Source organism: Streptomyces sp. NPDC001599 (genome assembly GCF_042893535.1).
GTDB lineage: Bacteria > Actinomycetota > Actinomycetes > Streptomycetales > Streptomycetaceae > Streptomyces.
In genome coordinates this window covers 960,340-986,016 of sequence record NZ_JBIAVA010000001.1, presented here as the reverse complement: position 1 = coordinate 986,016, position 25,677 = coordinate 960,340, and the positions used below count along the sequence as shown (strand labels likewise).

Annotated in this window: 28 protein-coding genes; 16 read left to right on the top strand and 12 right to left on the bottom strand. The window is 72.1% G+C overall.

Annotation, left to right across the window (positions count from 1 at the left end; all coding sequences use genetic code 11):
* The first annotated feature begins 150 nt into the window (after positions 1 to 150).
* Entirely contained in the window at positions 151 to 843 is a 693-nt protein-coding gene (locus ACFYZ3_RS04520; RefSeq protein ID WP_388513928.1) for a FadR/GntR family transcriptional regulator, read from the top strand.
* A 105-nt stretch (positions 844 to 948) separates the two neighbouring features.
* Here ACFYZ3_RS04520 and fabI read toward each other — a convergent pair whose 3' ends face one another.
* A complete protein-coding gene (gene fabI, locus ACFYZ3_RS04515; RefSeq protein ID WP_388513927.1) occupies positions 949 to 1,716 on the bottom strand; it encodes an enoyl-ACP reductase FabI in 768 nt (255 codons plus the stop codon).
* A 5-nt stretch (positions 1,717 to 1,721) separates the two neighbouring features.
* Positions 1,722 to 2,426, bottom strand: a complete 705-nt coding sequence (gene fabG / locus ACFYZ3_RS04510; RefSeq protein WP_360842080.1) for a 3-oxoacyl-[acyl-carrier-protein] reductase — start codon at positions 2,424 to 2,426, stop codon at positions 1,722 to 1,724.
* A 276-nt stretch (positions 2,427 to 2,702) separates the two neighbouring features.
* Between fabG and ACFYZ3_RS04505 the strand changes: the two genes are divergently transcribed.
* The 3 genes from ACFYZ3_RS04505 (at position 2,703) to tyrS (ending at position 7,017) form a co-directional block, all read left to right on the top strand.
* Positions 2,703 to 4,226 (top strand): TldD/PmbA family protein, encoded by a 1,524-nt coding sequence (locus ACFYZ3_RS04505; RefSeq protein WP_388513925.1) that lies wholly within the window; start codon positions 2,703 to 2,705, stop codon positions 4,224 to 4,226.
* Positions 4,227 to 4,308: 82 nt separating this feature from the next.
* Entirely contained in the window at positions 4,309 to 5,703 is a 1,395-nt protein-coding gene (locus tag ACFYZ3_RS04500) for a metallopeptidase TldD-related protein (protein WP_388513924.1), read from the top strand.
* A gap of 45 nt (positions 5,704 to 5,748) precedes the next feature.
* Positions 5,749 to 7,017: a tyrosine--tRNA ligase gene (gene tyrS / locus ACFYZ3_RS04495; protein WP_388513923.1), complete on the top strand. Its 1,269-nt coding sequence runs from the start codon at positions 5,749 to 5,751 to the stop codon at positions 7,015 to 7,017.
* Between the two features lie 89 nt (positions 7,018 to 7,106).
* Here tyrS and ACFYZ3_RS04490 read toward each other — a convergent pair whose 3' ends face one another.
* Positions 7,107 to 7,388, bottom strand: a complete 282-nt coding sequence (locus ACFYZ3_RS04490) for a GlsB/YeaQ/YmgE family stress response membrane protein (protein WP_007448093.1) — start codon at positions 7,386 to 7,388, stop codon at positions 7,107 to 7,109.
* 263 nt (positions 7,389 to 7,651) lie between these two features.
* On the opposite strand from ACFYZ3_RS04490, the gene ACFYZ3_RS04485 reads away from it, so the two are divergent.
* Together ACFYZ3_RS04485 and ACFYZ3_RS04480 are read left to right on the top strand one after the other, a co-directional pair.
* Positions 7,652 to 8,050, top strand: a complete 399-nt coding sequence (locus ACFYZ3_RS04485; protein WP_388513921.1) for a DUF3099 domain-containing protein — start codon at positions 7,652 to 7,654, stop codon at positions 8,048 to 8,050.
* A gap of 224 nt (positions 8,051 to 8,274) precedes the next feature.
* A complete protein-coding gene (locus ACFYZ3_RS04480) occupies positions 8,275 to 8,505 on the top strand; it encodes a hypothetical protein (protein WP_388513919.1) in 231 nt (76 codons plus the stop codon).
* Between the two features lie 7 nt (positions 8,506 to 8,512).
* On the opposite strand, the gene moaA is transcribed toward ACFYZ3_RS04480, so the two are convergent.
* From moaA to ACFYZ3_RS04465, 3 genes are all read right to left on the bottom strand, one after another.
* Positions 8,513 to 9,502 carry a GTP 3',8-cyclase MoaA gene (gene moaA / locus ACFYZ3_RS04475; protein WP_388513917.1) on the bottom strand — a complete coding sequence of 330 codons (990 nt, stop codon included), beginning with the start codon at positions 9,500 to 9,502 and terminating at the stop codon, positions 8,513 to 8,515.
* Between the two features lie 190 nt (positions 9,503 to 9,692).
* Positions 9,693 to 11,327 (bottom strand): cation acetate symporter, encoded by a 1,635-nt coding sequence (locus tag ACFYZ3_RS04470; RefSeq protein WP_361007893.1) that lies wholly within the window; start codon positions 11,325 to 11,327, stop codon positions 9,693 to 9,695.
* Positions 11,324 to 11,698, bottom strand: coding sequence for a DUF485 domain-containing protein (locus ACFYZ3_RS04465; RefSeq protein WP_003976999.1), 375 nt, complete (start codon positions 11,696 to 11,698; stop codon positions 11,324 to 11,326). Before ACFYZ3_RS04465 ends, ACFYZ3_RS04470 begins: the two co-directional genes overlap by 4 nt.
* A 354-nt stretch (positions 11,699 to 12,052) precedes the next feature.
* On the opposite strand from ACFYZ3_RS04465, the gene ACFYZ3_RS04460 reads away from it, so the two are divergent.
* The 9 genes from ACFYZ3_RS04460 to ACFYZ3_RS04420 all read left to right on the top strand — a co-directional run bounded on the left by ACFYZ3_RS04460 (position 12,053) and on the right by ACFYZ3_RS04420 (position 21,388).
* A complete protein-coding gene (locus ACFYZ3_RS04460) occupies positions 12,053 to 13,591 on the top strand; it encodes a S8 family serine peptidase (protein WP_388513915.1) in 1,539 nt (512 codons plus the stop codon).
* Positions 13,592 to 13,708: 117 nt separating this feature from the next.
* Positions 13,709 to 14,716 carry a CopD family protein gene (locus ACFYZ3_RS04455; protein WP_388513913.1) on the top strand — a complete coding sequence of 336 codons (1,008 nt, stop codon included), beginning with the start codon at positions 13,709 to 13,711 and terminating at the stop codon, positions 14,714 to 14,716.
* Between the two features lie 104 nt (positions 14,717 to 14,820).
* Positions 14,821 to 15,807, top strand: a complete 987-nt coding sequence (locus tag ACFYZ3_RS04450) for a DEDDh family exonuclease (RefSeq protein WP_388513911.1) — start codon at positions 14,821 to 14,823, stop codon at positions 15,805 to 15,807.
* A 63-nt stretch (positions 15,808 to 15,870) separates the two neighbouring features.
* Positions 15,871 to 16,104, top strand: a complete 234-nt coding sequence (locus ACFYZ3_RS04445; RefSeq protein ID WP_003976994.1) for a hypothetical protein — start codon at positions 15,871 to 15,873, stop codon at positions 16,102 to 16,104.
* A 68-nt stretch (positions 16,105 to 16,172) separates the two neighbouring features.
* Positions 16,173 to 16,964, top strand: a complete 792-nt coding sequence (locus ACFYZ3_RS04440) for an SURF1 family protein (RefSeq protein ID WP_388513909.1) — start codon at positions 16,173 to 16,175, stop codon at positions 16,962 to 16,964.
* 64 nt (positions 16,965 to 17,028) lie between these two features.
* Positions 17,029 to 18,816 (top strand): glycoside hydrolase family 15 protein, encoded by a 1,788-nt coding sequence (locus ACFYZ3_RS04435; protein ID WP_388513908.1) that lies wholly within the window; start codon positions 17,029 to 17,031, stop codon positions 18,814 to 18,816.
* A gap of 5 nt (positions 18,817 to 18,821) precedes the next feature.
* Positions 18,822 to 19,577: an SDR family oxidoreductase gene (locus tag ACFYZ3_RS04430; RefSeq protein ID WP_388513906.1), complete on the top strand. Its 756-nt coding sequence runs from the start codon at positions 18,822 to 18,824 to the stop codon at positions 19,575 to 19,577.
* Between the two features lie 374 nt (positions 19,578 to 19,951).
* Positions 19,952 to 20,377, top strand: a complete 426-nt coding sequence (locus ACFYZ3_RS04425; protein ID WP_388513904.1) for a MarR family winged helix-turn-helix transcriptional regulator — start codon at positions 19,952 to 19,954, stop codon at positions 20,375 to 20,377.
* A gap of 120 nt (positions 20,378 to 20,497) precedes the next feature.
* Complete coding sequence (locus tag ACFYZ3_RS04420) at positions 20,498 to 21,388, top strand: NmrA/HSCARG family protein (RefSeq protein ID WP_388513902.1); 891 nt, start codon at positions 20,498 to 20,500, stop codon at positions 21,386 to 21,388.
* Between the two features lie 95 nt (positions 21,389 to 21,483).
* On the opposite strand, the gene amaP is transcribed toward ACFYZ3_RS04420, so the two are convergent.
* From amaP to ACFYZ3_RS04395, 5 genes are all read right to left on the bottom strand, one after another.
* Complete coding sequence (amaP, locus tag ACFYZ3_RS04415; RefSeq protein ID WP_388513901.1) at positions 21,484 to 22,071, bottom strand: alkaline shock response membrane anchor protein AmaP; 588 nt, start codon at positions 22,069 to 22,071, stop codon at positions 21,484 to 21,486.
* Positions 22,068 to 22,748: a DUF6286 domain-containing protein gene (locus tag ACFYZ3_RS04410; RefSeq protein ID WP_388513900.1), complete on the bottom strand. Its 681-nt coding sequence runs from the start codon at positions 22,746 to 22,748 to the stop codon at positions 22,068 to 22,070. The genes amaP and ACFYZ3_RS04410 overlap by 4 nt, the downstream gene beginning before the upstream one ends.
* Positions 22,745 to 23,128: a hypothetical protein gene (locus tag ACFYZ3_RS04405; protein WP_356861526.1), complete on the bottom strand. Its 384-nt coding sequence runs from the start codon at positions 23,126 to 23,128 to the stop codon at positions 22,745 to 22,747. The genes ACFYZ3_RS04410 and ACFYZ3_RS04405 overlap by 4 nt, the downstream gene beginning before the upstream one ends.
* Positions 23,125 to 23,310 carry a hypothetical protein gene (locus tag ACFYZ3_RS04400; RefSeq protein ID WP_104635968.1) on the bottom strand — a complete coding sequence of 62 codons (186 nt, stop codon included), beginning with the start codon at positions 23,308 to 23,310 and terminating at the stop codon, positions 23,125 to 23,127. The genes ACFYZ3_RS04405 and ACFYZ3_RS04400 overlap by 4 nt, the downstream gene beginning before the upstream one ends.
* 85 nt (positions 23,311 to 23,395) lie before the next feature.
* On the bottom strand, positions 23,396 to 23,878 hold the full coding sequence (locus ACFYZ3_RS04395) for an Asp23/Gls24 family envelope stress response protein (RefSeq protein WP_388513898.1): 483 nt from the start codon (positions 23,876 to 23,878) through the stop codon (positions 23,396 to 23,398).
* 87 nt (positions 23,879 to 23,965) lie between these two features.
* Between ACFYZ3_RS04395 and ACFYZ3_RS04390 the strand changes: the two genes are divergently transcribed.
* On the top strand, positions 23,966 to 24,733 hold the full coding sequence (locus tag ACFYZ3_RS04390) for a nucleopolyhedrovirus P10 family protein (RefSeq protein WP_388513896.1): 768 nt from the start codon (positions 23,966 to 23,968) through the stop codon (positions 24,731 to 24,733).
* Positions 24,734 to 24,749: 16 nt separating this feature from the next.
* Here the strand turns inward: ACFYZ3_RS04390 and ACFYZ3_RS04385 are convergent, their stop codons facing one another.
* Complete coding sequence (locus ACFYZ3_RS04385; RefSeq protein ID WP_361007865.1) at positions 24,750 to 25,553, bottom strand: enoyl-CoA hydratase/isomerase family protein; 804 nt, start codon at positions 25,551 to 25,553, stop codon at positions 24,750 to 24,752.
* Positions 25,554 to 25,677 lie beyond the last annotated feature (124 nt).

Sequence of the window (25,677 nt, the reverse complement as noted above, 5' to 3'; positions counted from 1 at the left end):
CACCCCTGCGTGCACGTCTCCGCACCCGTGTCCGTGCGCGTCTGCGTACGTGTCTCCGTCCGGGTTTCGTCACTAGCCATGAGACCCATCATAGAATCATGGGATGATTGATTGTCCACTCGCTCGTCCCCCCGTGTGCGAAGGTGAGCCATGCCGCTGAGCCATCCCCGTCGTTCGGCACTGTCCGAGCAGGTCATCGCGGCCCTGCGGCAGCAGATCGCCTCGGGCGAGTGGCCGGTCGGCTCCCGCATCCCCACCGAGCCCGAGCTGGTCGAGCAGCTCGGAGTCGCCCGGAACACGGTCCGTGAGGCGGTCCGCGCGCTGGCCCACAACGGTCTGCTGGACATCCGTCAGGGCTCCGGCACCTACGTCGTGGCGACCAGCGAACTGGCCGGCGTGATGCAGCGCCGCTTCGCCGACGCCGATCCCCGCCACATCGCCGAGCTGCGGTCCACGCTGGAGTCCGCCGCCGCGCGCCTGGCCGCCGAGCGGCGCACGGAGAAGGACCTCAAGCAGATCGACGGCCTGCTGCAGCGCCGGGAGGAGGCCTGGGAGTCGGGTGACGCGGAGGCGTTCGTGTCGGCGGACGCAACGTTCCACCTGGCGGTCGTGGCCGCCTCGCACAACAACGTGATGACGGCGATGTACGCGGACCTGGGCGAGGTGATGCGGGACTGGCTGCGCGGCGACGTGGGCGAGGGCATGTCCCCGGCCATGCATCTGGACCACGCCCGGCTGGTGGACGCGATCCGCGCGGGCGACCCGGCGACGGCGGCCGAGGAGGCCGCGGCCTATCCGTTCGTGTGCCGGCCGGCGCTGTTCGCTCCGCCCTCGGGCCGCTGACCGGCGCCGCTCCGCTGACCCGCGCCGCTCCGGTGGCACACCTGCCGTGACGACGCGAGGGCCCGCACCCCGTACGGGATGCGGGCCCTCGGGTGTGGCGTCCGCTCAGGCGCCGATGGCGTGCAGACCGCCGTCGACGTGGATGATCTCGCCCGTGGTCTTCGGGAACCAGTCGCTCAGCAGCGCGACGATGCCGCGGCCGGCCGGCTCCGGGTCCTTCAGGTCCCACTCCAGCGGGGAACGGCTGTCCCACACGGCGGCCAGGTCGCTGAACCCCGGGATGGACTTGGCGGCCATGGACCCGATCGGGCCCGCCGAGACCAGGTTGCAGCGGATGTTCTGCTTGCCGAGGTCACGGGCCATGTAGCGGCTGGTGGCCTCCAGCGCGGCCTTGGCCGGGCCCATCCAGTCGTACTGCGGCCAGGCGTACTGCGCGTCGAAGGTGAGGCCGACGACCGAACCGCCGTTCTGCATCAGCGGCATGCAGGCCATGGTCAGCGACTTCAGGGAGTACGCCGAGACGTGCATGGCCGTGGCGACCGACTCGAACGGCGTGTTCAGGAAGTTGCCGCCGAGCGCGTCCTGCGGGGCGAACCCGATGGAGTGCACGACGCCGTCGAGACCGCCCAGCTCCTCGCCGACGATGTCGGCGAGCCGGGCGAGGTGCTCGTCGTTGGTGACGTCCAGCTCGATGACCTTGGTGGGCTTGGGCAGCTTCTTGGCGATGCGCTCGGTCAGCGTGGGCCGCGGGAAGGCGGTCAGGATGATCTCGGCACCCTGCTCCTGGGCCAGCTTGGCGGCGTGGAAGGCGATGGAGGACTCCATCAGCACACCGGTGATCAGGACGCGCTTGCCCTCGAGGATTCCGCTCATGGTGATCAGTGACCCATTCCCAGTCCGCCGTCAACGGGAATGACGGCTCCAGTGATGTACGAGGCGTCGTCCGAGGCGAGGAACCGCACCGTGGCGGCGATCTCCTCCGGCCGCGCGTACCGCCCCAGCGGCACCTGCGACACGATGCTCGCCCGCTGCTCGTCGGTGAGCACCTTGGTCATGTCGGTGTCGACGAAGCCGGGCGCGACGACGTTGAAGGTGATGTTGCGCGACCCCAGCTCACGGGCGAGGGAACGCGCGAAGCCGACCAGCCCGGCCTTGGAGGCGGCGTAGTTCGCCTGCCCGGCGGAGCCGAGGAGCCCGACCACCGACGAGATGAGGACGACGCGGCCCTTCTTGGCGCGCAGCATGGCGCGGTTGGCGCGCTTGACGACGCGGAAGGTGCCGGTGAGGTTGGTCTCGACGACGGAGGTGAAGTCCTCCTCCGACATGCGCATCAGGAGCTGGTCCTTGGTGACGCCGGCGTTGGCGATCAGGACCTCGACGGGACCGTGCGTCTCCTCGATCTCCTTGTAGGCCTGCTCCACCTGCTCGGTGTCGGTGATGTCGCACTTGACGGCCAGGAAGCCCTCCGGGGGCTCACCCGAGCGGTACGTGATCGCGACCTTGTCGCCTGCGTCGGCGAAAGCGCGGGCGATGGCGAGGCCGATGCCCCGGTTTCCTCCGGTGACGAGAACCGAGCGGCTCATCGGATCACCCTTTCGATAGCGGTCTGGCGCACCCGCCCGGTCACCCGTACGGCGGACGGTGACAGCAGGCGGCTTCCTCGAAAATCTATCGGTCCCCCGACTCCGTCAAAGACTCGGGCACCCACAGTGGCTTACGGGACTCACTGTCGGGTCCCTACAGAAAGGCACCGGGTACGGCGGGAAAGCTGTGGTCGCCGGACCGCCAACGCGACATGATGCGGCGCAGCCCCCGGTGTCGCGGCAGACGACCGGTCACGTCGACAGAAAGAGACGCAGGTGCCTCACAGCATCGACCAAGCCTTCACGGCACTCCCCCTACGCGCCCTCGCCGACGCCGCCCTCGCCCGTGCGCGTGCCCTCGGCGCGGAGCACGCGGACTTCCGTCTGGAGCGGGTGCGCAGCGCGTCCTGGCGGCTCAGGGACGCCCGGCCCGCCGGGTCCTCGGACACCACCGACCTCGGGTACGCGGTACGGGTGGTGCACGGCGGTACGTGGGGTTTCGCGTCCGGCGTGGACCTCACCCTGGACGCCGCCGCCAAGGTCGCCTCGCAGGCGGTGGCGATGGCGAAGCTGTCGGCGCAGGTGATCAGGGCGGCCGGGTCCGACGAGCGGGTGGAACTCGCGGACGAGCCCGTGCACGCCGACCGGACCTGGGTCTCGGCGTACGAGATCGATCCCTTCGCCGTGCCGGACTCCGAGAAGTCGGCGCTGCTGGCGGACTGGAGCGCGAGGCTGCTGGCGGCCGACGGGGTGGACCACGTGGACGCCTCGCTGCTCACCGTGCACGAGAACAAGTTCTACGCCGACACCGCCGGGACCGTGACCACGCAGCAGCGCGTGCGGCTGCACCCGGTGCTCACCGCCGTGTCGGTGGACGACTCCAGCGGCGAGTTCGACTCCATGCGCACGCTGGCGCCGCCGGCCGGACGGGGCTGGGAGTACCTGACCGGCACCGGCTGGGACTGGGATTCCGAGCTGGCCGAGATTCCGGAGCTGCTCGCCGAGAAGATGCGGGCACCGAGCGTCGAGGCGGGCCTGTACGACCTGGTCGTCGACCCGTCGAACCTGTGGCTGACCATCCACGAGTCCATCGGCCACGCCACCGAGCTGGACCGCGCCCTCGGTTACGAGGCCGCCTACGCCGGGACCTCCTTCGCCACCTTCGACCAGCTCGGCAAGCTGCGCTACGGCTCGGAGCTGATGAACGTCACCGGCGACCGCACCGCCGAGCACGGCCTGGCGACCGTCGGGTACGACGACGAGGGCGTCGAGGGCCAGTCCTGGGACCTGGTGGAGGACGGCACGCTGGTCGGGTACCAGCTCGACCGGCGGATCGCGCGGCTCACCGGTTTCGAGCGGTCCAACGGGTGCGCCTACGCCGACTCCCCCGCGCACGTACCGGTGCAGCGCATGGCCAACGTGTCGCTCCGGCCGGACCCCGGCGGGCTGTCGACCGAGGACCTGATCGGGGGCGTCGACCGCGGGATCTACGTCGTCGGGGACCGGTCCTGGTCCATCGACATGCAGCGCTACAACTTCCAGTTCACCGGTCAGCGCTTCTTCCGGATCGAGAACGGGCGGCTCGCCGGGCAGCTGCGGGACGTGGCGTACCAGGCGACGACCACCGACTTCTGGGGGTCCATGGCGGCCGTCGGCGGCCCGCAGACGTACGTCCTGGGCGGCGCCTTCAACTGCGGCAAGGCCCAGCCGGGGCAGGTCGCGGCCGTCTCGCACGGCTGTCCGTCCGCCCTCTTCAAGGGAGTCAACATTCTGAACACCACCCAGGAGGCCGGTCGATGAACGCCAGCACGGGGATTGGCCGGGGGTCCGGGGGTTGTCCCCCGGGAAAGCACAGCCTGAACACCACCCAGGAGGCCGGTCGATGAGCGTCCGCAGCAGCAAGCCGCACGAGATCGTCGAGCGGGCGCTGGAGCTGTCCCGGGCGGACGGGTGCGTCGTCATCGCCGACGAGGAGTCCACCGCCAACCTGCGCTGGGCGGGCAACGCGCTCACCACCAACGGCGTCACGCGCGGGCGCACGCTGACGGTCGTCGCCACCGTGGACGGGCGGGAGGGCACGGCGTCCGGGGTGGTGTCGCGCTCGGCCGTGACCGTGGACGAACTGGAGCCCCTGGTGCGGGCCGCCGAGTCCGCCGCGCGGGGTGCCGGTCCGGCCGAGGACGCGCAGCCGCTGGTCACGGGAGGGGCGGCGGCGCCGGACTTCACGGACGCGCCCGCCGAGACCTCGTCCGCGGTGTTCGCCGACTTCGCGCCGGCGCTCGGGGAGGCGTTCGCCCGAGCGCGTGCGGGCGGCCGGGAGCTGTACGGGTTCGCCAACCACGAGATGACCTCGACGTACGTCGGCACCTCGACGGGGCTCAGGCTGCGGCACGACCAGCCGAACGGGACGCTGGAGCTGAACGCCAAGTCGCCGGACCGCACCCGGTCGGCGTGGGCGGGACACGCCACGCGGGACTTCAAGGACGTCGACCCGGCGGCCCTCGACGCCGAGCTGGCCGTACGCCTCGGCTGGGCCGAGCGGCGGGTGGAGCTGCCCGCGGGACGGTACGAGACGCTGCTGCCGCCCACCGCGGTCGCGGACCTGCTGATCTACCAGTACTGGTCGGCCTCCGGGCGGGACGCGGTCGAGGGGCGCACGGTGTTCTCCAAGCCCGGCGGCACCCGGGTCGGCGAGCGGCTGGGTGCGCTGCCGCTGACGCTGCGCAGTGATCCGCACGAGCCGGGTCTGGAGAGCGCGCCGTTCGTGGTCGCGCACTCCTCGGGGGGCGACCAGTCGGTGTTCGACAACGGACTGCCGGTGGCGGCGACCGACTGGATCAGGGGCGGCGAGCTGCACCGGCTGACGACCACCCGGCACAGCGCGGGCCTGACCGGGCTGCCGGTGGCACCCGCGATCGGCAACCTGGTCCTGGACGGCGGCGATCCCGACCGGTCCCTCGACCAGATGGTCGCGAGCACGGAGCGCGGGCTGCTGCTGACCTGCCTCTGGTACATCCGCGAGGTCGACCCCGCGACGCTGCTGCTGACCGGGCTGACCCGGGACGGCGTCTATCTCGTCGAGCGCGGCGAGGTCGTCGGCGAGGTGAACAACTTCCGCTTCAACGAGTCGCCCGTGGGTCTGCTGGGGCGGGCCTCGGAGGCGGGGCGGACGGAGAAGACGCTGCCCAGGGAGTGGGGCGACTGGTTCACCAGGGCCGCGATGCCGGCGCTGCGGGTCCCCGATTTCAATATGAGCTCTGTCAGTCAGGGCGTATAACCTCGTACCTGATTTCGCGAGACCACTCAAGGAGACACGAGAACCGTGACGGACATCGTCGACGAGCTGAAGTGGCGCGGGCTGTTCGCCCAGTCCACCGACGAGGACGCTTTGCGCAAGGCGCTCGCGGACGGTCCCGTCACGTTCTATTGCGGTTTCGACCCGACCGCGCCGTCCCTGCACGTGGGGCACCTGGTGCAGGTGCTCACCGTGCGCCGGCTCCAGCAGGCCGGTCACCGGCCGCTGACGCTGGTCGGCGGGGCCACGGGCCAGATCGGCGACCCGCGCCCGACCGCGGAGCGCACGCTGAACTCGCCGGAGACCGTCGCGGGCTGGGTCCGGCGGCTGCGCGGCCAGATCGAGCCGTTCCTGTCCTTCGAGGGCGAGAACGCCGCGGTGATGGTCAACAACCTCGACTGGACCGAGGGCCTGTCGGCGATCGAGTTCCTGCGGGACATCGGCAAGCACTTCCGGGTCAACAAGATGCTGACCAAGGACTCCGTCGCCCGGCGCCTGGAGTCCTCCGAGGGGATCAGCTACACCGAGTTCAGCTACCAGCTGCTCCAGGCGATGGACTTCCTCCAGCTCTACCGGAGGTACGGCTGCACGATGCAGCAGGGCGGCAGCGACCAGTGGGGCAACCTCACGGCCGGCCTCGACCTGCTGCACCGCCTCGAGCCGGACGCGTCGGTGCACGCCTACGCGACGCCGCTGATGACCAAGGCGGACGGCACCAAGTTCGGCAAGACCGAGGGCGGCGCCGTCTGGCTCGACCCGGAGATGACGACGCCGTACGCGTTCTACCAGTTCTGGCTGAACGTGGACGACCGGGACATCTCGACGTACATGCGCATCCTGTCCTTCCGCTCCCGCGAGGAGCTGGAGGAGCTGGAGCGGCAGACCGAGGAGCGTCCGCAGGCGCGGGCCGCGCAGCGCGCGCTGGCCGAGGAGCTGACGACGCTGGTGCACGGCGCCGGTCAGACGGCCGCCGTGATCGCCGCGTCCAAGGCCCTCTTCGGCCAGGGCGACCTGGCGGAGCTGGACGAGGCGACACTGTCCGCCGCCCTGTCCGAGCTGCCGCACGTCCGGGTCGCCGAGCCGGCCCCCGTCGTCGACCTGTTCGCCGAGGTGGGCCTGGTGGCCAGCAAGTCCGCCGCGCGCCGCACGGTGAAGGAGGGCGGCGCCTACGTGAACAACGCCAAGGTCGCCGGCGAGGACGCCGTCCCCGCCAAGGAGGATCTGCTGCACGGGCGCTGGCTGGTGCTGCGCCGCGGCAAGAAGAACCTGGCCGCGGTGGAGATCACCGGCGCCTGAGCGGGCGCACGCGCGAAGGGGCGGTTTCCGGCGCCGCACGGCTGCCGGAGACCGCCCCTTCGCGGTACGGAACGGGTCCGGGACGGGGGTCAGGCCCGTTCGCGTCGCCTGTTGCCGCGTACCGCCGTGTAGGCCGCGTCGCCGAGACCGACCACGATGATCGCCGCCACCAGCTGGAACAGGTGCCGCCACCAGTCGATGCCGGAGGTCGCCTCGACACCGGCCGCGCGGGCGATCGCGTTGCCGATGATCGCGCCGATCATGCCGCAGATGGTGGTCAGCCACAGCGGCATGTGCTGCTTGCCGGGAATGATCGCCTTGGCGATCAAGCCGAGCACGAATCCCACGATGATCGCCCACAACCAGCCCATGGCTGCCTCCTCGTCCGGCTCTACGCGAGCATTGCCACCAGTGTTCGGGCGTACCGCGTACGGCGCATGCCGCGTACGGCCGAACGGGGTACCGGCGCCTACGCCGGGCGGCGCACGCGGTGCGGCCGGATCGGGGGTGCCCCGGTCTCGTGAGCGGCGCAGGCGCGGCGTAACGTGGAGAGTTGTCCGGGACCGGAGTCCCCGAGCGGCCGCGGACGAGAGCGGGGCGGGGAGAGTCCGATGCGGGCGGATGGTGGAACCAGATGCGGAAGCAGAGTGCCGGCGGCAGTGCCGAGGTGTTCCGGATCACCGGGGCCCGGACGGGCCTCCAGGAGGACGTGCGCGGGCGGCAGCGGAGGTACATCATCTCGATGTCGATCCGTACGGCCTCGGTGATCCTCGCGGTCTGCCTGTGGAACGTGGAACGGCACGTCGCGATCGTGGCCCTGGTCCTCGGGGCGGCCCTGCCCTACATCGCGGTCGTGATCGCCAACGCCGGGCGTGAGAACGCGCCATCCTTGCCGTCGACGTTCGTGACGGCGCCGACCCCGCCGATGATCATGCCGCCGCGGGCCGGGAACGGTGCGGCGGAATCCGTCCCGGAGGCCGCGACCGCTGATCCGGGGCCGGGTGCGGCCGGTGAGCCGCGCGACCGACCGTGACCGCGGCGCCTCCCGCACGGCGGCGTCGATTCCGCGCCAGGCCGAAGAAATGCTCAGATGAATCGTGTTGTTCCGGTGCCGGGCGATGGGTGAGCCGTGACATACTTCGTACGCGCTCCGCATCCCCCGTCGGAGCGACGGACCGACGCCGGGCAGCTCCCCCCGTGGCTGCTCGGCGTCGCCTTGTGTGCGGACCTTTGTGCGTGGACCTGTGAGACGAAACCGTGAGTGACGAAACCACCCCGATCTGCTCCGCCAAGGGCTGCCGCGCCCCCGCCGTGTGGGTGCTGGCGTGGAACAACCCGAAGATCCACACTCCGGAGCGCCGCAAGACGTGGATCGCGTGCGACGAGCACCGCGAGCACCTGTCCCAGTTCCTCGGGGTGCGGGACTTCCTGAAGGACGTGGTCCCGCTCGCCGAGTGGGAAGCCCCGGAGGACTCCGGCAGGTCCTAGTACCCGATCAGCCCCCGATCGCCGACATCGGGCGGTCGGGCTGGACGAAGGTCGGGTCGTCGAGGCCCGCGCCCGCCTTCTTGCCCCACATGGCCAGGCGCCAGATGCGGGCGATCTCCTCGTCGGGGGCGTCGGAGCGCAGGGCCGCGCGCAGGTCGGTCTCCTCGGTGGCGAACAGGCAGGTGCGCACCTGACCGTCCGCGGTCAGACGGGTGCGGTCGCAGGCCGAGCAGAACGGGCGGGTGACGGAGGCGATGACGCCGACGCGGTGCGGGCCGCCGTCCACCAGCCAGCGTTCGGCGGGCGCCGAGCCGCGCTCCTCGGAGCCTTCGGCGGTCAGCTCGAAACGGGTGCGCAGGGAGGTCAGGATGTCACCGGCGGTGACCATGCCCTCGCGCTTCCAGCCGTGCTGGGCGTCCAGGGGCATCTGCTCGATGAAGCGCAGTTCGTAGTCGTGCTCGACGGCCCAGGCGAGCAGGTCGGGCGCCTCGTCGTCGTTGAGCCCCGGCATCAGGACGCTGTTGACCTTGACGGGGGTGAGTCCGGCCTCGCGGGCGGCCGCCAGGCCCTCCAGGACGTCCTTGTGGCGGTCCCGGCGGGTGAGGGTCTTGAAGACGTCCGGGCGCAGGGTGTCCAGCGAGACGTTGACCCGGTCCAGGCCCGCCGCCTTCAGGGCCGTGGCCGTGCGCCTGAGGCCGATGCCGTTGGTCGTGAGGGACATCTGCGGGCGCGGGGTCAGAGCGGCGACGCGCTCGACGATGCCGACCAGGCCGGGCCGCAGCAGCGGCTCCCCGCCGGTGAAGCGGACCTCCTCGATGCCGAGGGAGGTCACCGCGATGTCGATGAGGCGGACGATCTCGTCGTCCGTGAGCAGGTCGGGCTTGGCGAGCCACTGCAGGCCCTCTTCGGGCATGCAGTAGGTGCAGCGCAGATTGCAGCGGTCGGTGAGCGAGACCCTCAGGTCGGTGGCCACTCGGCCGTAGGTGTCGATGAGCACGTGGGCCCCCTCCCTCGACGCGGATCGGCGGAGCACTTCTCTCCTCCGACACCGTCGAGCCTACGTGACCGGTCGGACATCGACATCGGCCCGAACCCACGACGCGCGACGCGGCCGCGTCGTAGGGATCTACGAGCGGCCGCGTCGGCGCGGGTCGGGCGCGGGGCCCGGAGGCGGTCCGGCGGGGGCGTCAGTGCGCTCCGGTGCCGGTCAGGGACCTGACCTCCAGCTCCGCGTACTTCGCCTTGTCCGGCTCCTCCTTCGACAGGACCGTGCCGAGCCAGCCCATCAGGAAGCCGAACGGGATCGAGATGATGCCCGGGTTCTTCAGCGGGAACCAGGCGAAGTCGACGTCCGGGAACATCGCCTTCGGGTCGCCGGAGACGACGGGTGAGAACAGCACCAGGCCGACGGCGACGACCAGGCCGCCGTAGATCGACCACAGGGCGCCCTGCGTGGTGAACCTCTTCCAGAACAGGCTGTAGAGGATCGTCGGCAGGTTGGCGGACGCGGCGACCGCGAAGGCCAGCGCGACCAGGCCGGCCACGTTCAGGTCCCGGGCGAGGGCGCCGAGCGCGATGGAGACGATGCCGATGAAGACGGTCGCCCAGCGGGCCGCCCGCATCTCCTCCTTCTCGGTGGCCTGGCCCTTGCGGATGACGTTGGCGTAGATGTCGTGCGCGAAGGACGAGGACGAGGCGAGGGTGAGGCCCGCGACGACGGCGAGGATGGTCGCGAAGGCCACCGCCGAGATCGTGGCGAGCAGGATCGCGCCCCAGGCCGAGTCGACGCCGCCGACGTGCAGCGCGAGCAGGGGCGCCGCCGTGTTGCCGGACGGGTTGGACGCGACGATCTCGTCCTTGCCGACGAGCGCCGCCGCGCCGAAGCCGAGGGCGATGGTCATCAGGTAGAAGGCGCCGATGATGCCGATCGCCCAGTTCACGGACTTACGGGCGGCCTTGGCGTTGGGCACCGTGTAGAAGCGGATCAGGATGTGCGGCAGGCCGGCGGTGCCGAGCACCAGGGCGATGCCCAGGGAGATGAAGTCCAGCTTGGTGGTGCCGCTCGCGCCGTACTGGAGGCCGGGCTCCAGGAACGCGGAGCCCGCGCCGCTGTTCTCCGCGGCCTTGCCGAGCAGGTCGGAGATGTTGAAGTCGAACTTCAGCAGCACCAGGAAGGTGATCAGGATGGTGCCGCCGATCAGCAGCACGGCCTTGACCATCTGGACCCAGGTGGTGCCCTTCATGCCGCCGATGGTGACGTAGACGATCATCAGGATGCCGACGAGGGCGACGATGAGGATCTTGCCCGCGTCGGAGGTGATGCCGAGCAGCAGCGAGACGAGGATGCCCGCGCCCGCCATCTGGGCCAGCAGGTAGAAGATCGAGACGACGATCGTGGAGGTGCCGGCGGCGGTGCGCACCGGGCGCTGGCGCATGCGGTAGGCGAGGACGTCGCCCATCGTGTAGCGGCCGGAGTTCCTGAGCGGCTCGGCGACCAGGAGGAGGGCGACCAGCCAGGCGACCAGGAAGCCGATGGAGTACAGGAAGCCGTCGTAGCCGAAGAGGGCGATGGCGCCGGCGATGCCGAGGAAGGACGCGGCCGACATGTAGTCGCCGGAGACGGCGAGACCGTTCTGGAAGGCGCTGAAGGACCGGCCGCCCGCGTAGAAGTCGGCGGCGTCCTTGGTCTGGCGGCCCGCCCAGACGGTGATGCCGAGCGTCGCGAGGACGAAGACCGCGAAGAGCGTGATGATGAGCGGCCGGTGCTCGCTGGCCTCGTTGGCGGCCAGCTCGGCGGCGAATACGGACTGTGCGGGGCTCATGCGCCGCCCTCCATCCGGGTCTTGATGGCCTCGGCCTTGGGGTCAAGCTTCGCGGCGGCGTGCCGCGAGTACCACCAGGCGATGAGGAACGTGGTGACGAACTGGGCGATGCCGAAGACGAACGCGACGTTGATGTTGCCGAACAGCTTGGTGCCCATGAAGCCGCCGGCGTAGTTCGACAGCAGCACGTAGAGCAGGTACCAGGCGACGAAGGCGACGGTCAGCGGAAACGCGAAGGAGCGGAAGGAGCGGCGCAGTTCGGCGAACTCGGCGCTCTGCTGCACTTCGGAGAACTCCTCGGCGGAGGGGAGTCGGTGTTCCTCTTGCGAGGGGGGCTCCTCTTTCGAGGGGGGCGGTGCGTCGGTGGCCACGGAGTCTCCTCGTACGACGGACATGACGGCTTGGACCTCGGTGTTCTCGCAGGGGGCTGATCGTGCTCGGGCTCCCTGTCCAACGACACGGCGCCCCGCGGGGACCGGTTCAACACCCGTGGCACTTTCCGAAGTCACCCTCGGCGGGTCATTGCTGGCCACGGACTTCGGGGGATAGCTTCACCCTGCACCACTACGTCATGTACCTGCCCGGACCGTTCACCCGTGTCCCGGGCCGGTGCCGTTTGCCGGATGATGTGGAGACCCCATGGATCATCTGCGCTTCCCGCGCGACCCGCGCTCCAGCCGCGGGCTCGTTTCCCGAGCACTCCCGACGGACTGGAGACACCACGCATGACCGCTCCCCACCCGCGTCACCGCCGCGCCCTCGCGATCCCGGCCGGTCTGGCCGTGGCCGCCTCGCTCGCGTTCCTGCCGGGCACCCCGGCCGCCGCGGCCCCCGCGGCGGAGGCCGCCCCCGCGACGGCGGCGGACGCGACCTCGCTCAGCTACGTCGTCAACGTCGCCCCCGGACACCGTCCTTCGGCCACCGTGCGGCGGGCGATAGCCAAGGCGGGCGGCACGATCGTCACGTCGTACGACCGGATCGGCGTGATCGTCGTCCACTCCGCCAACCCCGACTTCGCCAAGACCGTGCGCAAGGTGCGCGGCGTGCAGTCGGCCGGTGCCACCCGCACCGCGCCGCTGCCCTCGGCCGCCACCACCGACACGGGCGCGCCACAGGTGCTCGGCGGCGAGGAACTGGCCGCCGCCAGGGCTTCCTCCGCGAAGGCCGAGGGCCAGGACCCGCTGGAGTCGCTCCAGTGGGACCTGCCCGCCATCAAGGCGGACAAGGCGCACGAGAAGTCGCTGGGCAGCAGGAAGGTGACCGTCGCGGTCATCGACACCGGCGTCGACGACACCCACCCGGACATCGCCCCCAACTTCGACCGGCAGGCGTCCGTCAACTGCGTGGCGGGCAAGCCGGACACCACCGACGGCGCCTGGCGGCCGAGCGCGGCGGAGAGCCCGCACGGCACCCACGTGGCCGGGGAGATAGCCGCCGCCAAGAACGGCATCGGCATGACCGGCGTGGCGCCCGGGGTGAAGGTGGCCGGCATCAAGGTCTCCAACCCCGACGGCTTCTTCTACACCGAGGCCGTGGTCTGCGGGTTCATGTGGGCGGCCGAGCACGGCGTCGACGTGACCAACAACAGCTATTACACCGACCCGTGGTACTTCAACTGCAAGGACGACCCGGACCAGAAGGCACTCGTCGAGGCCGTCTCGCGGGCCTCGCGGTACGCGGAGAAGAAGGGCGCGGTCAACGTCGCCGCGGCCGGCAACGAGAACTACGACCTCACCTCCGACGAGATCACCGACCCGTCCTCGCCCAACGACACCACGCCCGGCGACCGGACGGTCGACCCGTCGAAGTGCCTGGACATCCCGACCCAGCTGCCGGGCGTCGTGACGGTCGCGGCGACCGGTGCGAAGGGCCTCAAGTCGTCCTTCTCCAACCACGGCCTGGGTGTCATCGACATCGCCGCGCCCGGCGGCGACTCGACGGCCTACCAGACGCCGGAGCCGCCCGCCACGAGCGGCCTGATCCTGGGCACGCTGCCCGGCGGCAAGTGGGGCTACATGGCCGGTACGTCGATGGCCTCCCCGCACGTCGCGGGTGTCGCCGCCCTCATCAAGTCGACGCACCCGTACGCCTCCCCCGCCATGGTGAAGGCCCTGCTGTACGCCGAGGCCGACGCCACGGCGTGCACCAAGCCGTACGACATCGACGGCGACGGCAAGGTCGACGCGGTGTGCGAGGGCCCGAAGAACCGCAACGGCTTCTACGGCTGGGGCATGGCCGACGCGCTGGACGCGGTGACCTGGTAGCCGGTGCCGCACCGACGAGCACGCGCGTGATCGGCACGCGCGCGTGAGGCGGGCCGGGCAGCCGCCCGGCCCGCTGCGGAACTTGCCCGGATCTGGTGACTTGGTGAAGATCCTGGGGTGACCTCGATACGACCCCCGTCCCGGACCACCGACACCGGACGCCACTCACGGCCCTCCGGCACCGGCCGGACGGTCGCCGTACTCGTACTGGTGGCACTGGGCGCGCTGATACCCGTGCTCGGCCCCTCCCCGGCCCTGCACGGCACCGGGGAGGCCGAGGCACCCGGCACCGGCGGCATCGCCCTGCTGCGCGCGGTGCTCTTCGCCGCGCTGAGCGTTCCGCTCGGCGAACTCTTCGCGAACCGGCTGGCCCGGTCGCTGCCCGGCGCTCCCGGAGACCGGCCCCGCAGCTGGTCGCCGTACGCGGCCGCCGTCGGTCTCGTCGCCGCGCTGGGTCTGGCCTCGGTGGTGGCCACGGGCAACCTGGTACCGGGCTCCGTCGCCGACATCGACGTCGGCGGTCTCTACGAGTCCCGCGACGGCAAGCTCGCCCTGCTGGAGGTCAACGGATTCCTCGCGGCCTGGCTGTGCGCGACCTCACGGCGGCCCGGGCTCCAGGTGTGGCCGCTGGCCGCGGTGATCGTCGCGGACGCGCTGCGCGCGCACCCCACGACCGAGTACAGCCCGCTGGTCGGCTCCGGACTGACCCTCGTCCATCTGACGTGCGCCTCCCTGTGGGTGGGCGGTCTGCTGTACGTGCTGCGGACCCTGCGGCACTGGGGGGCGGCGGAGGCGGGGCCCGCCCTGCTGGGGCTCTACGCGCGCGTGGCGGCCGTTCTGCTGGCGGCCCTGACGGCCACCGGGGTGTGCAGTTCGCTGCGCCGGATGCCGGCGGGCACGATCCTGGACCAGCTGACGGACACCGCTTACGGGCGGGTCCTGCTGGCCAAGGTGCTCCTCGTGGCCGCCGTCGCCGCCCTCGCGCTGTGGGCCCGGATCCGGCTGAGCCGCGCGGCCGACCCGCTGACCGCCTGCTCCCCCGCGCGCGCGGAGGTCGTCGCGCTGGGCGTGGTGGTGGCGGTCTCGGGGCTTCTGACGGCCCTTCCGGTGCCGATCCGTTGGTGAGCACGCCCGCACGGTGCGGCAACGCTCCCCCGGTGCCCGGGGCTTGACGGCACGGGGCACCTGCGGGACCGGAGTGTCGGTCCCGGCCCGTATCCTCATTGACCATGCTCGAAGACCGCACGACCGCAGCGCCGCCCGCCACGGCGTGGCCGGCCGCGTATCCCCAGGGGTACGCGGTCGTCGACGTGGAGACCACCGGCCTGGCCCGCGACGACCGCATCATCTCGGCGGCCGTCTACCGGCTGGACGCCCGCGGCGAGGTCGAGGACCACTGGTACACCCTGGTCAATCCGCAGCGCGATCCGGGCCCGGTGTGGATACACGGTCTGACCAGCGACGTACTCCGGGACGCACCGCTCTTCCCGGACGTCGCCGAGGAGTTCGCGGCCCGGCTCGACGGGCGGGTCCTCGTCGCGCACAACGCGGTCTTCGACTGGCAGATGATCGCCCGGGAGTACGCGCGCGCGGAGCGCGAGGCGCCGGTGCGTCAACGCCTGTGCACCATCGCCCTGTCCAAGGCGCTGGACCTGCCGCTGCCCAACCACAAGCTGGAGTCGCTCGCCGCGCACTTCGGCGTCGTGCAGCAGCGGGCGCACCACGCGCTGGACGACGCGCGGGTACTGGCGGAGGCGTTCCGGCCGAGTCTGCTCGCCGCGGCGGCCGGGGACGTGCGGCTGCCGCTGCACGAGTGCCGGCCGCTGACCGAGTGGTCGGACCGGCCCGCGCCCCGGATCGGGCAGCAGGCGGGCTACGGGAGCTACCGGCCGACCAGTTGGCGCCCCTCCCGCAAACGGCCCGCATGCCCCTATCCCAACCCGGGCCGGTACGAAGAGGGCAAACGACTCAAGCAGGGCATGCGGGTCGCCTTCTCGGGTGACACCTCCGTCGAGCGCGACCTGCTGGAGGACCGCGCCGTCGAGGCGGGGCTGCACGTCGCGACCAGCCTGTCCCGGCTGACCAGCCTGCTGGTCACCAACGACCCGGACTCGGGCACCTCCAAGGTGGTCAAGGCCCGCCAGTTCGGGACTCCGGTGGTGGACGAGGCGGCCTTCGGGCAGCTGCTCGCGGACGTCGAGCCTGCGGACGGGTGATTCCGGGCGACTCGCCCGGCGCCCGCTGGCCCGCGTTCGCGGCGACGGCCCACCCTGTGGCGCATGGCGACATGTGAAGTCTGCGGCAACAACTACGGAATGACCTTCGAGGTCCACGCCCAGGGAGCGGTGCACGTCTTCGACTGCTTCTCCTGCGCGATCCACCGGATGGCCCCCATCTGCGAGCACTGCCGGGTGCAGATCATCGGCCAGGGCGTCGAGGTCGACGGCCACTGGTTCTGCGGCGCCCACTGCGCCCGTGCGGAGGGGAGGGCGGGGATCGTCGACAAGGTCTGAGTTCCGCCGCCCGGCGTCAGCCCGTACCCGCCGCGTGACGCCCCACGACCGAGTTGTACCGTCGTGGGGTGTACCGCTTCCTGTTGTCCCGCCAGTGGGTGATCCTCACGCTGGTCGCCGTGCTGCTCATCCCCACGATGATCAAGCTGGGCTTCTGGCAGATGCACCGCTACGAGGAGCGCACCGCCCGGAACGACCTGGTCGCCCGCGCGCTCGAGGCGTCACCGGCGCCCGTGGAGTCGCTGACCGCGCCCGGCAAGAAGATCACCACGCGTGAGCGGTACCGCACCGTCACCGCGCAGGGCCGCTTCGACACGGACCGCGAGGTCGTCGTCCGCCGCCGCACCGACGGCGACGACAACATCGGCTACCACGTACTGACCCCGTTCCTGCTGAACGACGGCAAGGTCCTGCTGGTCAACCGGGGCTGGATCCCGGCGGACGGCCCGAGCCAGACCGCGTTCCCGAAGATCCCCGCGCCGCCCCGGGGCGAGCTGACGCTCACCGGACGGCTGATGCCCGACGAGACGACCGAGGCGAGCGGCATCAAGGACCTCGAGGGCCTCCCGGACCGGCAGATCATGCTCATCAACAGCGAGCAGCAGGCCGAGCGCCTGGACGCCCGGGTGCTCGGCGGGTACGTGGTCCTGAAGACTCCCGAGCCGAAGAACGACACCCCGGAGCCGATCGGCAAGCCCGGCAACGAGAACGCCGCGCTGAACTTCGCCTACGCGATCCAGTGGTGGCTGTTCGCCGCGGCCGTACCGGTCGGCTGGTGGTTCCTGGTCCGCCGGGAGAAGCGCGACCGGGAGACCGTCGAGGACGTGGAGCCCGCGGAGCCGGAACCCGCGACGGTGTAGCGCCGCGGCGGGCGGGCGCGGGCGGATCCGATTGCTCCGGCCGAGGCCGGGAAGAGGTCAACCCGTGCACCCCCACATCGAGGACTACGCGCTCATCGGCGACCAGCAGACCGCGGCCCTGGTCTCCACGGACGGCTCCGTGGACTGGCTCTGCCTGCCCCGCTTCGACTCGGCCGCCTGCTTCGCCAGGCTGCTCGGCGACGAGGACAACGGCCACTGGCGCATCGCGCCCAAGGGCGCGGAGCGCTGCACACGGCGTGCCTACCGGCGGGACACCCTCGTCCTGGACACCGAGTGGGAGACCGAGGACGGTGCGGTCCGCGTCACCGACCTGATGCCCCAGCGCGACCGGGCCCCCGACCTCGTGCGCATCGTGGAGGGCCTGAGCGGCGAGGTCACCGTGCACAGCGCGCTCCGGCTGCGCTTCGACCACGGCTCGATCGTCCCGTGGGTGCGCAGGGCCGACGGGCACCGGGTGGCCGTCGCCGGGCCGGACTCGGCGTGGCTGCGCAGCGAGCCCGAGGTGCACAGCTGGGGCCAGGACTTCGGGACGCACGCGGAGTTCACCGTCTCCGCGGGCGAGAAGGTCGCGTTCGTGCTGACCTGGCACCCCTCGCACGAGCCCCGGCCGCCGCTGATCGACCCGTACATGTCGCTGGAGCACAGCGTCGAGGACTGGCGCGAGTGGGCGGCGCGCTGCCGCTACGACGGCCCGCACCGGGACGCCGTGGTCCGCTCCCTGATCACGCTGAAGGCACTCACGTACAAGCCCACCGGCGGCATCGTGGCGGCCCCCACCACGTCGCTGCCGGAGGAGCCGGGCGGCGTGCGCAACTGGGACTACCGCTTCTGCTGGCTGCGCGACTCCACGCTCACCCTGGGCGCCCTGCTGTCGGCCGGGTACCTGGAGGAGGCCGAGGCCTGGCGCGACTGGCTGCTGCGCGCGGTCGCGGGCAACCCGGCGGACCTGCAGATCATGTACGGCGTCGCGGGCGAGCGGCGGCTGCCCGAGTCCGAGCTGCCGTGGCTGTCCGGCTTCGCCGGGTCCGCGCCGGTACGGATCGGCAACGACGCGGTGAACCAGCTCCAGCTGGACGTGTACGGCGAGGTCATGGACTCCCTGTCGCTGGCCCGGCTGGCGGGGATGCGCCCCCGGCCGCAGATGTGGGAGTTGCAGTGCGCCCTGATGGAGTTCCTGGCCACGGCGTGGCGGGAACCGGACGAGGGGCTCTGGGAGGTGCGGGGCGGACGCCGGCAGTTCGTGCACTCGAAGGTGATGACATGGGTGGCCCTGGACCGGGCGGTGCGCACGCTGGAGCACCGTCCCGAGCTGGGCGGCGGTGACCTCGACGGCTGGCGGGCGCTGCGCGACGAGGTGCATCGCGAGGTGTGCGAGAAGGGCTACGACCCGGTGCGCAACACCTTCACCCAGTACTACGGCTCGCAGGAGCTGGACGCCTCGGTGCTGCTCATCCCGCGGGTGGGCTTCCTGCCGCCGGACGACCCGCGGGTGGTCGGCACGGTCGACGCGATCGGCGCGGAGCTGACCCGGGACGGCCTGGTGCGGCGCTACAGCACCGAGGGCGCTCCCGTCGACGGCCTGCCGGGCGGCGAGGGGACGTTCCTGGTGTGCTCGTTCTGGTACGCGGACGCGCTGCACGCGACCGGCCGGACGAAGGAGGCCCGGAAGCTGTTCGAGCGGCTGGTGGGGCTCGCCAACGACGTGGGCCTGCTGGCCGAGGAGTACGACCCGGTCTCCGGCCACCAGCTCGGCAACTTCCCACAGGCCTTCAGTCACGTCGGCCTGGTGAACACGGCCCTCGCCCTGTTCGGGGACGAGGGGGCAGGATAGGGGCCATGGATCTTGGACTGAAGGACCGGGTGTACGTCGTCACGGGTGCCACCCGGGGCCTGGGCAACGCCGCCGCGCGCGAGCTGGTCGCCGACGGGGCGAAGGTGGTCGTCACGGGGCGGGACGAGGAGAGCGTCGCTCAGGCGGCCACGGCGCTGGGACCGGACGCGGTCGGCGTGGCCGCGGACAACGCCGACCCGGAGGCCGCGGCGCGGCTGATCGCCACCGCCCGTGAGCGCTTCGGGCGTTTCGACGGAGTGCTGATCAGCGTGGGCGGGCCGCCGCCCGGGTTCGTCGCCGACACCACGGACGAGCAGTGGCAGTCGGCGTTCGAGTCGGTGTTCCTCGGCGCGGTGCGGCTGGCCCGGGCGGCGGCGGCCGAGCTGGCGGAGGGCGGGGTGATCGGGTTCGTGCTGTCGGGCTCGGTGCACGAGCCGATCCCGGGCCTGACCATCTCCAACGGGCTGCGCCCCGGGCTCGCCGGCTTCGCCAAGTCCCTCGCCGACGAGCTGGGCCCGCGCGGCATCCGCGTCGTCGGCCTGCTGCCGGGCCGCGTCGACACCGACCGGGTGCGCGAGCTGGACGGGCTGTCCGCGGACCCGGCGGCGACCAGGGCGGCCGCCGAGTCCCGCATCCCGCTGCGCCGCTACGGCGCCCCCGAGGAGTTCGGCCGCGCGTCGGCGTTCCTGCTCTCCCCCGCGGCGTCGTACATCACCGGCGTGATGCTGCCGGTGGACGGCGGCGTGCGGCACGGGTTCTAGGTGTATTGATCACGAGCATTGGTGATCACGAGCATTGGTGATCACGAGCGTCGTTGACACCGGCGGGGCTTGATCATGGGCGAAGACCTCCGGTGTGGTGGAGCTGTCCAGGGCTGCACCGCACCGGAGGTCTTCGTGTCCCACCGCAATCCCCGGCCGGCTGTTCACGGCAGGCGGCTGCTCATCGAGCGTGTCCGCACCGGCCGTCCCCTCGCACCTGTCGCGGCCGGCTTCGCCGGGCGCCGAGGACGTCGCGGACGGGTCGCGGCGCTCCGGGCCAGGCCAGGCGGGGATTTCACCGGCAGCTGGACGTTCGGGCGAGCCGGTCGGCGTCGGTAGACTGGGTGTTCGGCACCGGACGAGGGGCGGCGGGCGTGGACTACGGCGACAAGCTCTTCTGGCTCTCGGTTCTGATCCAGCGGAAGTACGCGCAGATCTGCGCCGAGTACGACCTGACTTCCTTGCAGGCCACGTTGCTGTGCGCGATCAAGGACGAGCCGCGGCGGATGGCGTACCTCGCCGCCTCGCTCGGCATGACCAAGAACGCGCTGAGCCAGCTCGTCGATCGCACCGAGCGGCGCGACCTGGTCAGCCGGGCGAGTTCGGAGCAGGACCGGCGGGTCATCATGCTCAGCGTGACGCCCGCGGGGAAGGTGCTCGCCGAAGCGGTGTTCGCCGAGACCACCAAGCGCCTGCCCGACATCGCGGAGAACCTCGACGCCGACGACCAGCGCGACCTCGAACGCCTGGCCACCGCCATCGTGCACGCTTCGGGCGTATCGGCGTCCACCTCGTCCTGACATACCGCGCCACCCCTCCTGGGCACCCGCATGCCTTGCATCAGTTCACGCCATGAACTAATATCGTTCACGGCGTGAACTAGTCAGGGTTCATGCCATGCCCTAGCGAGAGGTGACGACATGGTCACGCGGGAACACGGTGCCATCGCGGTCTTCGGTGCGACGGGACAGCAGGGCGGGGCGGTCGTCGACGCGCTCCTGGCCCAAGGAGCGCGGGTGCGGGCCCTCGTCCGCACCCCCGAGTCCGGTCGAGCGCAGGCGCTGGCCGCCCGGGGCGTCGAGCTGGCGGCCGTCCGGATCGACGACCCGGCGACAACGGTCGCCGCGCTGGAGGCGGTCGACGCGTTCTACTTCATGACCCCGGAGGCGAACAGCCTCGAGGAGGTCGAGGAGGAGGTCCGAGTGGGCACCGCCCTCGTCGACGCGGCGGCCGCGGCGCGCGTGCCACACGTCGTGTTCAACTCGGCCTTCGGAGCGGACCGCGAAACGGGCGTGCCGCACCACGACTCCAAGCACCGGATCGAGGAATACCTGAAGCTTTCCGGCCTGAGGGCCACGATGGTTCGCCCGGCCGCCTTCATGGAGAACTTCGCGACCGTGATGGCGCCGAGCCTGGAGGACGGAACGATCGTGGTGAGGCTGCCGCTGCCGGACGACGTCGTCCTGAAGATGATCTCGATCAAGGACATCGGCCAGGTCGCCGCCGCGATCCTGCTCGACATCGCGGACGTGCCCGGCGGGGCCGTCGAGGTCGTCGGCGACGAGCCGACGGGCACCCAGATCGCCGCCGCGTTCGGTGCGCGCGCCGGGCTGCCGTCACGCTACGAGGCCCTGCCACTGAGCGTCCTCGGCAACGACCTCGACAAGGCGATGTTCCGCCAGTTCGCCGAGGCGTCCGCATCCCCGTCGGACCTCGCGGCGGTGCGGGCGATCGAGCCGACCACCCGGGACCTGGCCGAGTGGATCCGCTCCACCGGCTGGACCGCGCCCGCGGACCGGGTCCGTTCCTGATACTCCGGCCGCAGGCCGTGGTCCTGCCGGCGTGGCGGTCCCGGACATGGCACGGCCACGGAGCAGAACCTGATCCACCCGCGCTCCCCCAGCCCTCAGTTGACCCGTTCGGCCCCGTGCTTGACGCCACGGAGCTGCACCTCCGCCGGGAGGGAGGTGAGGTTCGCCGAGTCGCGGGCGTGGGCCAGGGCCCGGGTGGTGAGCTCGTGCAGGGCCGTGCCGGGGTCCACGTGGGGGGCCAGAAGCAGCCGGACGCGGGTCGCCGGGGCGTCGCGGCGGCCGGTGAGCCGGACGCCCGCCCGTTCGACCCCGTCCACGCGGTCCGCCTCACCGGCGAGGACGTCCTCCAGTGCCCTGCCGCGCAGCGTGGCGCCCTCGCCGTCCCCGGTGTCGACGAGGACCTCGGTGAGCCTGCGGCGGCGTACCACCGCGACCAGCCACCACAGGGCGAGCAGCAGCAGGACGGCGAGCGCGGCGATGACGACCGGCCACCACCAGCCGGCCTCCCGCCACCGGGTCCGTTCGGCGTTGCTCAGCAGCACGTCGTGCGGCCCCTGGTGGACCCACCAGGAGGGCGCGGGGGCGTCGAATCCCACGGCCAGCACCGCGCCGCCGAGGGCGAGCAGGACCAGGCCGGCCAGTGCGGTCAGTACCCGGTTCACGGTTCTGAGCACCGCGTTCACCCCTTCCGTCCGGGGCGCGCCACCCGCAGCGACACGGCGGGCGGCCGGGCCAGACCGAGGCCGCGCACCGCGTCGTCGAGCACACCGTCCAGGTCCGCCCGTACGTCGTCCAGTTCCCGGAAGTGCGACAGCGCCCGGACCCGGGCCCGGCGGCGGCGCATCCGCACCCGCGCCGACTGCACCCCGGAGACCTCCATGGCACGGTCGCGCAGCACCGTGGCGGCGGCGTCCCGGTGCAGTCCGGCGCGTACGTCCGGGTGCGTGCGCCGCATCGGCAGCACCCGGCGCAGTCCGGGGGTGAGGGCCAGCAGAAGCAGCCAGAGCCCGAGGGCCGCGGCGATGCCCGCGCCGACCAGCACCCAGGTGTCGTCGACGGGCCGTTCGGCGAGCTGCCGGGCCAGGTCGCGGCGCCAGCCGAGCGCGGACCGGCCGGCGCGCACGGCGGCGACGTCGTAGAGGAAGGCCCCGGCCAGCAGCAGGAGCAGCAGCGCGACGAGGCCGGCGGGGACGCGGCGCACGGACCAGAAGCGGCCGGCCCGTCCGCTCCCGGACGCGTCCGGGGGGCCGGGCTCGTCCTTGTCCAACGACGGTGCCGCACCCGGCTGGGTGCCGCGTTCCACGACGGGCAGGCGCTGGGTGCTGCCCTCTCCCGTCCCGGAGCCGTACGGCTCGCTCATCGCGTCCTCCCGTGCCTCGCGCCGTACTGCGCCGACAGGTGCAGCCGCTCCACCTGGACGGCGACCTCCGGCACCGCCATGCCCACCAACGCACGTACCCGCTGGACGACTTGGTGACGCACCTGGCCGCAGCGGGCGCCGATGTCGCACGGGTAGTCGAGTTCGAGGTGGACCCGGACGTGTGCGGTGTCGTGGTGGACGTCGACGGTGGCGTACGGCCGTGCGGCGTCCGGGTGGAGCGGGCCGAGCGCCTCGCGCGCCGCCCGGGCGGCGACCTTGGCGACGACCCGGTCGGCGATCCGCGTGGCGCCGCGCTCGCCCGGTGCCACGCGGGCCAGGGGTTCGAGGAGCTCACCGGCCCCATCGCTCACGCCGGTCACCGCCGCCGGTCGTCGCGGGTACGGAAGAAGTCACCGAGGTCCATGTCCCCCTCCAGGAAGCGGCCGACGACGAACCCGACGGCCCCCAGGGCCGCCACCAGCAGGAAGGCACCGAACCCGCCGAAGTATCCGGCGAAGCCCAGTGCCATGCCGGCGATCATGCCGACCACGGCCATGCTCATGGTGCGCTCCCCTCATTCACCGATTCACTCACCGATTCACTCACCGATCAGTCAGCGTTCAGTCAGCGTTCAGTCAGCGTCCGTGTCACCTGATCCGGGGCTCCGGTTCCTCGTCCTCCTCGTCGGGCAGCTTCACGTCGCTCACCGCGATGTTGACCTCGACGACCTCCAGTCCGGTCATCCGCTCCACCGCCGCCACCACGTTCTCCCGCACGTCCCGGGCCACGTCGGCGATCGACACGCCGTACTCGACGACGATCTCCAGGTCGAGGGCGGTCTGCTTCTCGCCGACCTCTGCCTTCACCCCGCGCGTCACCCCGGACTTGGTCCCGCCCGGCACCCGGTCGCGCACGGCGCCGAAGGTGCGCGACATTCCGCTGCCCATCGCGTGCACACCGGCGACGTCGCGTGCCGCCATTCCGGTGATCTTCTCCACGACGCCGTCGGCGATGGTGGTCCGTCCCCGGGTGCCGGGGTCTCCGCCGCCGCGCCGCATCGTCTGGCCCTTGGCCGTACCGGGGGTCTCGATCGTGTCCTGCCCGCTCCGGTGGCTCTCCATGTCGCTCATCGCCGTACGTCCCTTTCGGTCGTAGTCCTGTGCCCACGTTAGGCGGGGTTGCGGTGGCTCGCGCCACGGATGCGGCAGGCTGGAGGAATGACGACGGCGGACCGGTGGACGCGGGCGGTGCGGGAGCAGCTGGGTCTCGGCAGGCTGCTGCCGCTGGGCGGCCCGCGGGACGGTGCGTGGATCGCCGAGCGGGCGGCCCGGGACGTGCTGCTGGCGGCGGCCCGGGGGGTGACGGGGGTGCGTCCGGGTGACCTGCGGATCGGCTCGGCCGACCCGGACGACGTACGGGAACCCGCCGTGCCGTCCCCGCCCGGCGCGCTGCCGCCCGGTCCGCTGCGGGTGACGGCCGACTTCGCTGCGGTGGTGGGGCCGACGGCGTCCGCGGAGCCCCTGCCGGCGACGGCCGCGCGCCTGAGGGCCGCGCTGACGGAGGCGGCGGCAGCGCGGATCGGCCTCGCGGTGCCGGACGTGGACCTGCGGGTGACCGGCCTGCTCGACGGGACTCAGACCCGGGAGGCGGGCGGCGGGCCCGGGCCGGGACCCTCCGACGGGCCCGACGAGGCGGACGGTGAGAGGGACGACGAAGGCCGAGGCAGTGGCGACGAGGGGCGCGTCGCCCGGGCCGCGCTGACGGTGCCGGGCGTGGCGCGGCTGACGGGCGTACTGGGCCGTCCGGTGCACCTGAGCGAGCCGCCGCCGCAGGAGGGCGTCCTGCCGCGCCGCCATGTCCGGGTGGAGCTGGCGGTGCACGCGGACCACCGGGCCGTCGAGGTCGCCCGGCGGGTCCGCGCGGTGGTGTCCGAGGCACTGCCGGACCGGCCGTCGGTGGCGGTGGTGGTGACGGACGTCGGCTGAGAGGCTGTCGGCGCCGCTACTCCCCGAGCCCCGCCAGGTCGCGCAGCCGGCGTCCCTGGGCGGCCCGTTCGGCGGTGCGCTGGGTCTCGTAGTCCCGCGTCAGGGCGCCCTGGAGCAGCGCCTTGGTCTCGACGACCGCGTCGCGCGGTGCGGCCAGGATCGCGGACACCAGGTCGTGCACGGCGGGGTCGAGCTGGTCCGCGGGCACGGCGAGGTTGGCCAGGCCGGTGCTCACGGCCTCCTCGGCCGCGACGAAGCGCCCGGTGGCGCAGATCTCCAGCGCACGGGCGTACCCGACCAGGGACACCAGGGGATGCGTGCCCGTCAGGTCCGGCACCAGGCCCAGGCTGGTCTCGCGCATGGCGAACTGCACGTCGTCCGCGACGACCCGCAGGTCACAGGCGAGGGCCAGCTGGAAGCCCGCCCCGATGGCGTGCCCCTGCACGGCGGCGACCGACACGAGGTCGCTGCGCCGCCACCAGGTGAACGCCTCCTGGTACTCGGCGATGGTCGCGTCCAGCTCGGCGTCGCCGCCCCGCGCGAGGTCGATGAACGACGGTTCGCCGTCGAAGCCCTCGGGCGTGAACGCCTGCCGGTCGAGCCCGGCCGAGAAGGACTTGCCCTCGGCCCGCAGCACCACGGCGCGGACGGAGCCCGGCAGCAGCCGGCCGGCCTCGGCGAGCGCCCGCCACAGAGCGGGGCTCTGTGCGTTGCGCTTGGCCGGGTTGGTCAGCGTCACCGTGGCGATCGCGTCGTCGACGGTGAGCCGCACGCCGTCCTGGTCGAGTGCGGGACCGGGGTCGTGGGCGGGCGAAGCCATGGGGCGCCTCCGAAAGGTGCGGTCGTCGTCCCCGCCGCGCGCCGGACGGTGCGCCGTGCGACGGCAGGGCTAAGTGACTGCACAGTAACCACCCGGACGGTCGGACGACCGACCGGGTGGCCAC